The sequence below is a fragment of the Candidatus Spyradosoma sp. SGI.093 genome (assembly GCF_050314555.1).
Lineage (GTDB): Bacteria > Verrucomicrobiota > Verrucomicrobiia > Opitutales > UBA953 > Spyradosoma.
Genome location: NZ_JBNPNH010000013.1, coordinates 1 through 10,906 on the forward strand (window position 1 = coordinate 1; position 10,906 = coordinate 10,906).

Genomic DNA, 10,906 nt, shown 5'->3' on the forward strand with positions numbered 1-10,906 from the left:
AGCGCCCCGCCGGAGAACGGAATTGAAGTTTTCCTCCGCAGATTTTCGTCCGCATCCGCGGACAACGCGGCGTGCGAACAGGAGGGTAAGCGTCTCGCTTGCCCTCTGCAGACGCGCGAAAACGAACAGGGGTTTCGGGGATTTTAAGGGATTGGATTCACTCTCGCGAAGTGTCTCGCCGGAGAACGGGAAAAATATGCGCCGCCTCACGACCGAAGGCAGGTCCCCATGTTCCCGCATGAAATGCGGCACAAAAATAACCCCATGCGGCGAAACGCCGCTTGGGGCAGCGAGCGCGTAAAACACGCGCTTGAAAAGCGCAACAGCCCCGCGGGAACGGCGTGCCGTGAAAACGTCGAGCGCTTCCGGGCGGTTGCGCCTTTCAGGCGCGGCGCATGTGCGGGTTTTGCCCCAAGCGCGCGCTTCGCGTCGCGCATGGGGTTACGCTTGTTTCGCCCCGTCGGGGCGGTGAAAAAGCTTAAAGGGAGATTTCTTCGGGAAGGATTTTCGGAGGAAGTAGACCGGTCGTCTTTCGGCAAAAATTCGCGGAATTCGTGCAATTCGTGGATTCAAAAATCTGCGGAAGTCTGCGAATTCTGCGGGAGAAAACTTTCTGCGGAAGGATTTCGAAAAGCGACAGGAATGTCGCTTCCCCTCTAACGCGGTTTTTCTTCGCGTTCTTTGCGTTTGAAAAAAAGCGGCGTTCCCGCGAGTCTCCGGTTCCCTGTTTCTCCGTTTCTCTGTGTTAAAAGCTTAAAGGTTAAGGGTTAAAGCTTAAAGAGGTGTTTGTGCGGGGAGATTTCGCAGGGCAAGCGGGACGCTTACCCTGCTGTGAAATTCGCGGTTCCCAAAAATCTGCGGGAATCTGCGAAATCCGCGGGAGAAAACTTTCTGCGGAAGGATTTCGAAAAGCGACAGGAATGTCGCTTCCCCTCTAACGCGGTTTTTCTTCGCGTTCTTTGCGTTTGAAAAAAAGCGGCGTTCCCGCGAGTCTCCGTTTCTTCGTTTCTCCGTTCTTCTGTGTTTTTTTGAAGATGCGGCGGAGCTTCGGCGGGCGGGCGTGAAAATCCTCGAAAATCCGTGCGGAAAGACGCATGATTGCGCTCACGATGAAGGCAGAAAAAAAGTCCGTCCGCTTCGCGCGCCTCCGCAAGGTTCTGCGCGTTTCGCTGTCGGCGCTTTTTTTCGTGCAGGCGGCGGCGCTGTATCTGGCGCGCACGGAGGTGGAGCTTCCGGATTTCGTCTGCGGCTCGCTCGCGGAAAAGCTCGCTCCCGCGGGAACGCGTCTCTCGATCGGCGGCGCGTCGCTGCATCGGCTGACGTTTCTGAAGCTGCGCGACGTCGCGCTTTCGGGCGCGTCGGGCGCGGAAACGCTCGCGTCCGCGCGCTTCGTCGGCGCCCATTTCAACTGGAAGAATTTCGCCGCGCCGGGCAGAAACGCGCAGACGTTCTTCTGCGACGGCGTCGAAATCCGCTGTCCGGCGAGCCGTTCGCGGACGGGGAAGCCGGAGATCGTGCTCGACCGCGCCAGCGTCGAGGCGGCGTTTTCCTTCGGCGAAATCCGCGTGCGCGAGGCGCGCGCGCGCGTCGCCGGCGTTCCCGTGAGCGCGGCGGGCGCGTTCCCGCTGACGTTGCTGATTGCGGGCGGGCGCGACGCGGACGACGAGGCGGCGGGAACGGCGGCGAACGTCGCGGGGGCTTCGGGAAGCGACAGGAATGTCGCCTCTCCCCTCGACAGGAACGTCGCCTCTCCCCTCGACGGGAACGGCGCGTCTCCGCTCGCCGCGTTTTACGCGTTCGCGGGCGCGCTTTCCGAAGCCGGGCGGCGGCAGAAGGATTTCCGCGAGCTCGAAGGGCTTTCCCTGCGCGTCGAATTCGGACCCGCCGAGACGGAAGGCGCACTCGCCGTTTCCGCGGAGCTTTTCTGCGACCGTCTGCGGCGCGACGAGCTGCGGCTCGCGCTCGACGACGTGCGCGCCTCGGGCGAGATTCACTTCTTCCCGGCGACGCGCGAAATCGTCGCGGCAACGCCGCTGCGCGCTTCCGCGGGAACGCTGCGCTGCCGCGTCGGCGAAGGGCTTTTCGAGGGCTGGACGCTGGCGGCGCGGGGCGTGCGCGCGGAAGCCGATCCGGCGCCGGACGCGCTCGGCGCGCCCCGGAGCGTGCGCGTCTCCGCCGAAAAAATCGACGCGTCGAATTTTCTTCAGGGCGACTTCGCCTTCGCGGGAACGGCGGCGGAAGCGCGTTCCGCGGACTGGCGGACGGCGGGAACGCTGCGGCTCTTCACCGAAATCTTCGGCACGGAAATCGACGCGCGCGTCGCGCACGACGCGTCGGGAACGCGCGCGCGGGCGGAGATTCTGCCGGATTTCCCGCGCCTGCTCCGCGTGCCGCAGATCGCGGCGGCGCTGCCGGAAGACGCCAAAAAGCTCGCGTTCTTCGAGCGTCCGCGCGTGCGCGCCGAAGCCGATTTCGCGCCCGGCTTCGCGTTCCGCGAGGCGCGCTGGGACGTCCGTTCCGGCCCCGCGACGTGGCGCATGGTGCGCGCGCGCGGGCTGCGCTGCGAAGGCGCCGTCACGCCGGAGGCGCTCCGCATCGCGCTCGCGCAGGTTTCGGGCGAAAACTACTGCGCGAACGCGCGCGTCTTCGTCGAATTCGGCGGCGAAAAAAAATACCGCGTGAGCGCGTTCGGCTCGATCGCGAATCCGGAGGCGCTCGACGACTATCTCGGCTGGTTCTGGTGGCGCATCTGGAAGAATCTTTCGCTCGCGCCCGCGCCGCGCGCGCCCCGCGCGGACGTGGACGTGCACGGCACGTGGGATCCGGCTTCGCGCTGGGAATACGTTTACGGCTCGATCGCGGGCGAAAACGCGGTCGGCGGCGGCGTGCTCGTGGACAAGGCGCGGCTGCGCGTCGTCGAGGAGCCGGCGTTCATCGCCGCGTTCGACATGGGCTTCGAGCGCGGCGGGAACAGCGTCGCGGGAACGCTCCAGTGGCACTACGCGTTCGAGCCCGAGTATCATTACCGCGATTTCCGCTTCGCGTTTTCGGGAACGATGCCGCCGGGCGACGTCTTCCGCATCGTCGGCGAGGGGCTTCCGGAAGCCTTCGACGGCGTGCTCGAGCGCGAGGGCGCGGGCACGGCGGACGTTTCCGGCTTCTTCAGCGGCGACGAGAAATTTTATCCCGAGCCGCGCCAGCTCGTCGCGGTGAACGTGCGCGCCGCGCCGGGGCCGTTCCGTTTTCTGGGAATCGAAGGCGCGGATTTCCGCGGCAAAATCGGCTACGACAGCGGCGCCGTGAGCGTCTCTCCGTTCTCCGCGAAGTGCGGCGACGGCGTCGTCTCCGGCGGCATTTTCGTGCGCTTTCCCGAAGAGGAGATCCGCGCCGAGGGCACGCGCGTCGATCTCGATCTGAAGCTGGCGGACGTCGAGACCGCGCGGCTGCGCGACGCGCTGAAGAATCTCGTTCCCGAGGAAAAGAAGACGCCCGAGACGAAGCGGCGGGAAGGCGACGACGCCGCGGGCGGGAACGCGGAAAAAATCGCGGCGGCGGCGGAGAAGAAAAACGCGCCCGGCGGCGAGGCTTCGCGGATCGACGCGACGTTCCGCGGCGGGCTGACGCTGCCGGAAGTTTCGACGCTTGACGCCTCGGGGCGTTTTTCTCTGCGCGATCCCGCGCTCTACGAGCTGCAGATCTTCGGCGGCTTTTCGCGTTTTCTCCAGATGGTGAAGATCCCGTTCACGTCGTTCGAGTTCACGGAGGCGTCCGCCGACTACGCGATTTCGGGCGGGCGGGTGATGCTGCCGAACCTGCGCATCTTCGGCGAAACCGGCGCGATCGACGCGGACGTGGAATACGAGCTCGACGGCGGGAAAATCCGCGGCGACGCCGTCTTCAGAAACCGCCGCTTCACGAACATTCCGTTGATCGGAACCGTCATCGACTGGGCGTCGGAATCGACGACGCTCGTGCCGATCGAGCTTTCGGGAACGCTCGACGACGTCGCCTGGAAGCTGCGTCCGTTCGGGAATTTCCTCAAGAAGGCGATGCCCGCCGACGGGAAATGAGCGGCGGCGCGGCGCGACAGGAGAATTCCGAAAACGGTCCGTTTCATTCAACGCTCAACGATTTTTCTTTCTCATGATTCTTCCCAAAATTCTGGAAAACAAAGTCCGCCGCCCGGTCGCCGTCTTCGGCGCGGGCGTCAGCGGGAACGCCGTCGCGCGCTTTCTCGCGGAACAGGGCGTTCCCGCGACGATCTACGACAGATCCGGCGTCGGCGGCGCGCGCGAAAACTTCACGCCCGAGGACGCGGAGGCGCACGATCTCGTCGTCCACAGCCCGGGCTTTCCGCTCGCGCACCCGTGGATGCGCCTCGCGCGCAACGCGGGCGCGCTCTGCCTGACGGAGGCGGATTTCGCGGCGCTCTTCTGGCAGGCGTCCTCCGCGCCGGCGAAGCTGCTCGACGGCGAGGACGCGGCGGCGTTCATGGCGCGTCTTTCGAGCCGGCTCAACCTCACCGCCGTCACGGGAACGAACGGCAAGACGACGCTGACGGAATTTCTCTGCTTCGCTCACCGCAAGGCGGGGCGCGTCTCCGTCGCCGTCGGCAACAACGGGATTCCGATGACGTCGATGCTTTTTTCGGAGATGCCGAGCATCGCGCATCCGATCTGCGAAATCAGCTCGTTCCAGGCGGAATGCCTGCGCTATTTTTCGCCGCGTTCCGTGCTTTGGACGAATTTCGACGAAGACCACATCGACCGCCACGGCTCGCGGGAGAACTATTTCCGCGCGAAATTCCGCCTCGTCGAGCAGCAGAGCAACCTGCGCGCGCTGCTCGGCGATTTCGCGCGGGATTCGGAGGAGGCGCGGCGGATTCTCGCGGACCGCGTCTGCGTCGTCGGCGAATCGGTCGCGGCGGCGGCTCGGGAATTCGGCGTCGCGCTGCCGGACTTCGTGCAGGTCGCGACGCGCGAGGAAGTGCGCGGGCTCGTTCCCGAGGGCAGCATTTTCGAGACGTTCCCGCAGCGGGAGAATTACGCGCTCGCGCGGCGGTTCTGGCTCGCGCGCGGCTTCCCGCTGAAGGAGCTCGAGGACGCCGCGCGCGCGTTCTCGCCGAAGGAGCACCGCCTCGCGCTGAGCGCCGCCGTCGAGACGCCCGCGGGAACGCGCGTCGAGTTCTGGGACGACTCCAAGGGCACGAATTTCCACGCCGTCTATGCCGCGCTCGAGACGTTCCCGGACGCGCCGATCTTCTGGGTCGGCGGCGGGCTGGGCAAGGGCGGCGACACGGAGGCGTTCTGCCGCCGGCTCGCGGCGCGCGTCTCCGCGGCGTTTCTCATCGGCGAAACGGCGCCCGCGCTCGCCGCGGGCTTCGCGGGGACGGGCGTCCCCGTTCAGGTCTTCGAAAACCTCGGCGCGAGCGTGAACGCCGCCTTCAAGGCCGCGCGGAACGCGGGAACGCCGCGCGCCGTCGTGCTCTTCAGCCCGGGCTTCGCGAGCTTCGACATGTTCAAGAGCTACGCGGACCGCGGGCGGCAGTTCAACCGCATCGCGGAGGAGCTGGCGGGCGCGTGAGGGCGCGCGTCCGCGCATTTCTCCGCATTCGCGTGAAAAAAGTTTCGACAAACGGGAAAACAATCACAAAATTTCCGGCATCGTTTCAGGTATTTTCCGCAACAGCACAAATCAGAGATTCTTAGAAAAAACATGAAGGCTTTAACCATCGTTTCCGGCGTCGTTTTCCTGCACGTCATGGCGTTCGTCGTTCTCGTGAACGGCTGCACTCCGCGCCTCGTCCGCGAGCGCGAGAAAAACGCGGCGAATCCGCCGCAGATCGTCGACGTTTCCGAGCCGACCGAAGGAACGGCCGTGATCGACGAACCGACGCAGCCGTCCGAGGCCGAGCCGGTCGAGCCGGCGCAGCCCGCCGCCGTTCCCGCGGAGCCCGCCAAGGCGGAACCCGCTTCCGGCGAAGAAAAGATCTACGTCGTCAAGAAGAACGACAGCCTGTGGGTCATCGCCAAGAACCACGGCACGACGATCGACGCCATCTGCGCGGCGAACAACATCAACAAGAACGCGGTGCTCCGCCTCGGCATGAAGCTGAAGATTCCGGCGGCGGGGAAGACGTCCGCGTCTTCGGAAAAATCCTCCGCGAACAAGGCGGAGGGCGGCGAAGTCTACGTCGTGAAGAAGGGCGACGCGCTCAGCAAGATCGCGCGCGCGCACGGCGTCACGGTCAAGGCGCTGATGGAGGCGAACGGCATCGCAAACGCGAACAGCATCCGCATCGGCCAGAAGCTCGTCATTCCCGCGAAGGCGGGCGAGACGAAGAAGGCGGAGGCGGCGAAGCCCGCTCCCGCGCCGGAACCGAAGAAGGAAGAGGAACCCGCTCCCGCGCCGGCGCCGGAGCCGCTTCCCGAGCCGGAGCCGGAAGCCGTCGTCGCCGACCCGCTTCCGCCGGAAGACGCGGAGCCCGTCGAACCGACCGAACCCGAACAGCCGCTGGGCTGAACGGCGCATGCCGGACGGCTCTGACAGTTCCCGTGATTTCCGATTTCCCCGCGTCTCAGTCGAAGCGGGGTTAATCGTTTTTATCGCGCTGCTGCTTTCGATTTTCGGGCTGGTGATCCAGACGAGCGCGGGGCAGTACCACACGCCGGGCAGCCCGCTGCGCACGTTCTTCATGCAGGCGTTCTTTCTCGTTCCCGCGCTCGCCGCCGGCGTCGTCGCCGCGAAGATCAACCTCGACCGGCTGCGCCGCTTCGCGCCGTGGATCTTCGCGGGAACGCTGCTGCTGCTGCTTTCCATCTACGTTCCCGGGCTCGGCAAGGTCGTGAACGGCTCGCGCCGCTGGATCGGGCTCGGCGTCGTCAATCTGCAGGTGAGCGATCCCGCGAAGATCGCGCTCGTGTTCGTGCTCGCGCATTACCTGACGCAGGCGCGTCGCCATTTCGGGCGGCCGAAGTTCCGCTGGTTCGAGCGCCCGCGGCCGTGGCTCGTCCGCGTCACCCGCGAAGCGCGCGAGGATTTTCTGCGCGGCTTCGTCTTCCCGGGGCTCATCATCGGCGGCGTCTGCGGGCTCGTCGCGCTGGAGCCGGACCTCGGCACGATGGCGCTCTGCGCCGCGGTCGGCGGCATCATGCTTTTTCTCGCGGGCGGGCGGCTGCGCTACATCGTTCCCGCGGGCGTGTTGGGAATCTCCGCGTTTTCGCTGCTGATCTGGCAGTGGCCGAACCGCTTCGCGCGCGTGCTTTCCTTCATCGATCCCGAAAAATACAAGGAGGATCTCGGCTACCAGCTCTGGCAGGCGCTGACGGGCTTCGCGAGCGGCGGGCTTTTCGGCGAAGGGCTCGGCGACGGCATGATCTACCGCGGCTTTCTGCCCGAAGCGCACACGGACTGCGTCTTCGCCGTCGTCGGCGAGGAGCTCGGCTTCTGCGGGACCGTGATGATTCCCGTCGCGCTGCTGCTCTTTTTCGGGCTCGTCGTGTCGCGCCTGCGCGAGATCGCCGACGTGTTCTACTTCAACGTCTGCCTGGGCTCGATGCTCTTCGTCATGCTGCAGGCGACGATCAACATGCTCGTGAATCTCGGCATGCTTCCGACGAAGGGCATGTCGCTGCCGTTCATCAGCTACGGCGGCAGCAATCTCGTCGTCATGTTCACGTTCGTCGGCCTCATCTACAATTCCGTCATGAACTGGCGCAAGGCGTATCTGCCGCGCCCGGCGGAATTCTGACGCGCCGCTTTCCCTTTCCATGAAGACTCCTTCCAAACGTTTCATCATCGCCTGCGGGGGCACCGGCGGCCACCTTTCGCCCGGCATCGCGCTCGCCGAACGCCTCACGGAAAAAGGCTTCCGCTGCACGCTGCTCGTCAGCAAAAAGCGGATCGACGCGCGGCTTTCCGAAAAATATTCGGAGCTCGAATTTCTGCGCGCTCCCGGCTGCGCGTTTTCGCTGCGCCCGCTCGCGTTCGCGAAGTTTCTGCTGAATCTCCTTCAGTCGCTCGCGTTCGGGTTCTCGCTGTTTCTGCGGGAACGCCCGGCGGCGTTCGTCAGCTTCGGCGGCTTTCTCACGGTCGGGCTCGCCGTCGCGAGCCGGCTGCTCTTCATTCCCGTGATTCTGCACGAGGCGAACCGCGTTCCCGGCAAGGCGGTGCGCTGGATGAGCCGCATCGCCACGCGCGTCTATCTGCCGCCGGGAGTGCGCCTGCGCGGCATCACGCCGCTCGCCGTGCGCTCGACGGGCTTTCCCGTGCGCCGGGAAATCTTCCCGCGCGACAAGGCGGAATCGCGCCGCCGGATCGGCGTTCCCGCGACGGGCAAGCTGCTCGCCGTCTTCGGCGGAAGCCAGGGCGCCAAGCCGCTCAACGACTGGATCGAGCGCGACCTGAAACGCTTCACCGACGCGGGCGTTTCCGTGTTCTGCGTCACGGGACCGGGAAAATTCGCCGACGCCGCCGAGGGCGACGCGACGCGCGAGACGCGTTCCCGCGACGGCGCGCCCGTCTTCGTCCGCTTCATTCCGTTCTGCGACGACATGGCGTCCGCGCTTTCCGCCGCGGATCTCGTCGTGTCGCGTTCGGGCGCGGGCTCGCTCGCCGAATTCGTCGCCTGCTGCGTTCCCGCCGTGCTCGTGCCGTATCCGTTCGCCGCGGACAATCATCAGGAGGCGAACGCCAGATTCTTCCGCGAAAAGGGCGCCGGCGTCGTCGTGCCGCAGACGGAAATCGCGACGCTGACGGACGAGACGCTTTCGCTCGTCACCGACGACGCGCTCCTCGCCGAGCTCCGCGCCAATATCGAAAAGATGTCGCGCGAATTCGACTGGAGCAACATGGTCGGCGACCTCGAGCACTACGCCACCGGCGAGACGCGCGGCCTCAAGTCCGAGCAGGCGTGAAGCATGGTGTAAGGTGTAGGGTGTAAGGAGTAAAAAAATACACCTTACACATTACACCTTGCACGGCGCGAAGCGCGCGCCTCACGCGAGCTTGCCGAGCAGCTCGTAGATGCGCTGCGTCATGCCGCGCGGGTTGTCGAGCAGGCCGGCGGCGATCAGCGTGTTGTCGAGCACCTGTTCGGCGACGAGCTTCGCGAGCTCCGGATTCGAGCCGCGCAGCGCGTCGAGCTTGTGCACGAGCGGGTGGCGCGGGTTCAGCTCGACCTTCACGGCGACGGGCTTGTCCGCCGTTCCCGCGTCCTTCGTCATCAGGCGCATCATGCGGCGCATGGACGCGGTCATGAACTTGTCTGGATTGAGCGCGACGGCGGGCGAATCGACGAGGCGTTTGCCCGCGGAGCATTCGGCGACCTTTTCCTTGCCGAGCGTTTCCGCGAACCACGCGCAGAGCGACTTCATCGCGTCCTCGGAGAGCGGTTCGCCCGTTCCCGTCTGCGGCGCGTCGGCGAGCTCGATGTCGGCGGAATCGGCGGAGACGATGGATTTTTCCTTGAACGAGCCGAGCTGGTTCATGACGTAGTCGTCCGCGCCGTCGTAGAGGAAGAGCACTTCGACGCCGCGCGACTTGAACGCTTCGAGATACGGGCCGGACTCGATCGCCTCGCGGTTCGCGCCGACGAGGTAGTAGATCTCCTTCTGCGAGTCCTTCATGCGTTCGACGTATTCGGGCAGGCTCGTGAGCGTTCCCGCGTCGAGAATCGAGGATTCGCAGCGGAAGAGGGGCGCGAGCGCGGCACGGTTGTCGTAGTCGGTGGCGATGCCTTCGCGCAGGTAGTTGCCGAAGTCGCGCCAGAACTTGGCGTAGTCTTCGGGCTTCTTCTTCGCGCGTTCCTCGAGGTGCTTGATGACGCGCTTCGTGAGCACGCGGTTCAGCTTCTGAATCAGCGTGGAATCCTGCAGCGTCTCGCGGGAGATGTTCAGCGGAATGTCGGCGGAATCGACGACGCCCTTCATGAAGCGCAGCCACTCGGGAAGCAGGTTTTTCGGCTCCGCGTCGATGAGCACCTTGCGGCAGTAGAGCGAGACTTCCGGCGTCGCGCGCCCGAAGCCGAGCGTCTCGGGATTGTGCGTCGGGAAGAACAGAATCGTGTTGATGGCGAGCGGCGCGTCGGCGGAGAAATGCAGCCAGTCCTGCGGCTCGTCCCAGGCGTGGCACTGGAACTTGTAGAAATCCTTGTATTCCTGCTCGGAGACTTCGCTCTTGGACTTGAGCCAGAACGCCTGCATCGTGTTGAGCTTTTCGCCGTCGAGATTCAGCGGGAACGCGATGTACTTCGAATAGCGCTCGAGCACGTCCTTCACCTTGTCCTTCTTCGCGAAATCCTTGAACTCTTCCTTGAGGCGGACGACGAGCCGCGAGCCGCGCGGGAGCGCCTCGCCCGCGTCCTCGATCGTGTAGGCGCCGTTCCCGTCGGACGTCCAGCAGAGCGATTCGCCCTCCTCGCGCCACGTGCGCGTGTAGAACTTCACTTCGTCGGCGACCATGAACACCGAGAAGAAGCCGACGCCGAACTGCCCGATCAGGTTTTCGTTCGCGCCGCCGTTCTCCTTCAGCTTCTGAAGAAACGCCTTCGTGCCCGAATGCGCGATGGTGCCGAGGTTTTCGACGAGCTCCTCGCGCGTCATGCCGACGCCGGAATCGGCGATGGTGAGCGTTCCCGCCGCCTCGTCCGTCGAGACTTCGACGGCGAGCTCGCGTTCGGGCTCGAACACGGCTTTTTCCGTGAGCTGCGTGTAGCGGAGCTTTTCGAGCGCGTCGCTCGCGTTGGAGACGAGCTCGCGCAGGAAGATGTCCTTGTCCTTGTAGATGGAGTGCGCGACGATGTCGAGCACCTGTTTGACTTCCGCCTGAAATGCGTGCGTGGTCGCAGATTTTGTGTCACTCATAATTGCTCTCCGGAGATGCAGAAAATATGCCAAGGACGCCGCGC

General features: G+C 65.0%; 7 protein-coding genes. 5 read left to right on the plus strand and 2 right to left on the minus strand.

The genetic code is table 11. The features are described from left to right. Positions 1 to 306: hypothetical protein (locus ACQREB_RS08700; RefSeq protein WP_427767786.1), on the minus strand; the 306-nt coding region annotated here is incomplete at its 3' end. 803 nt (positions 307 to 1,109) lie between these two features. On the opposite strand from ACQREB_RS08700, the gene ACQREB_RS08705 reads away from it, so the two are divergent. From ACQREB_RS08705 to ACQREB_RS08725, 5 genes are all read left to right on the plus strand, one after another. Beyond that, positions 1,110 to 4,070, plus strand: coding sequence for a hypothetical protein (locus tag ACQREB_RS08705; protein WP_427767789.1), 2,961 nt, complete (start codon positions 1,110 to 1,112; stop codon positions 4,068 to 4,070). 73 nt (positions 4,071 to 4,143) lie between these two features. After that, positions 4,144 to 5,583: a UDP-N-acetylmuramoyl-L-alanine--D-glutamate ligase gene (gene murD / locus ACQREB_RS08710; protein WP_427767792.1), complete on the plus strand. Its 1,440-nt coding sequence runs from the start codon at positions 4,144 to 4,146 to the stop codon at positions 5,581 to 5,583. A gap of 132 nt (positions 5,584 to 5,715) precedes the next feature. After that, on the plus strand, positions 5,716 to 6,522 hold the full coding sequence (locus tag ACQREB_RS08715) for a LysM peptidoglycan-binding domain-containing protein (protein WP_427767794.1): 807 nt from the start codon (positions 5,716 to 5,718) through the stop codon (positions 6,520 to 6,522). Between the two features lie 7 nt (positions 6,523 to 6,529). Then, positions 6,530 to 7,750 (plus strand): FtsW/RodA/SpoVE family cell cycle protein, encoded by a 1,221-nt coding sequence (locus ACQREB_RS08720; RefSeq protein WP_427767797.1) that lies wholly within the window; start codon positions 6,530 to 6,532, stop codon positions 7,748 to 7,750. Between the two features lie 19 nt (positions 7,751 to 7,769). Next, on the plus strand, positions 7,770 to 8,915 hold the full coding sequence (locus tag ACQREB_RS08725; RefSeq protein WP_427767800.1) for a UDP-N-acetylglucosamine--N-acetylmuramyl-(pentapeptide) pyrophosphoryl-undecaprenol N-acetylglucosamine transferase: 1,146 nt from the start codon (positions 7,770 to 7,772) through the stop codon (positions 8,913 to 8,915). Positions 8,916 to 8,996: 81 nt separating this feature from the next. Here the strand turns inward: ACQREB_RS08725 and htpG are convergent, their stop codons facing one another. Then, on the minus strand, positions 8,997 to 10,862 hold the full coding sequence (gene htpG / locus ACQREB_RS08730; RefSeq protein WP_427767803.1) for a molecular chaperone HtpG: 1,866 nt from the start codon (positions 10,860 to 10,862) through the stop codon (positions 8,997 to 8,999). Positions 10,863 to 10,906 lie beyond the last annotated feature (44 nt).

Bases quoted from the DNA above. Each gene is read 5' to 3' on its own strand.
- ACQREB_RS08705 (WP_427767789.1), top strand. From the start codon at position 1,110: ATGAAGGCAGAAAAAAAGTCCGTCCGCTTCGCGCGCCTCCGCAAGGTT.
- murD (WP_427767792.1), top strand. From the start codon at position 4,144: ATGATTCTTCCCAAAATTCTGGAAAACAAAGTCCGCCGCCCGGTCGCC.
- ACQREB_RS08715 (WP_427767794.1), top strand. From the start codon at position 5,716: ATGAAGGCTTTAACCATCGTTTCCGGCGTCGTTTTCCTGCACGTCATG.
- ACQREB_RS08720 (WP_427767797.1), top strand. From the start codon at position 6,530: ATGCCGGACGGCTCTGACAGTTCCCGTGATTTCCGATTTCCCCGCGTC.
- ACQREB_RS08725 (WP_427767800.1), top strand. From the start codon at position 7,770: ATGAAGACTCCTTCCAAACGTTTCATCATCGCCTGCGGGGGCACCGGC.
- htpG (WP_427767803.1), bottom strand. From the start codon at position 10,862: ATGAGTGACACAAAATCTGCGACCACGCACGCATTTCAGGCGGAAGTC.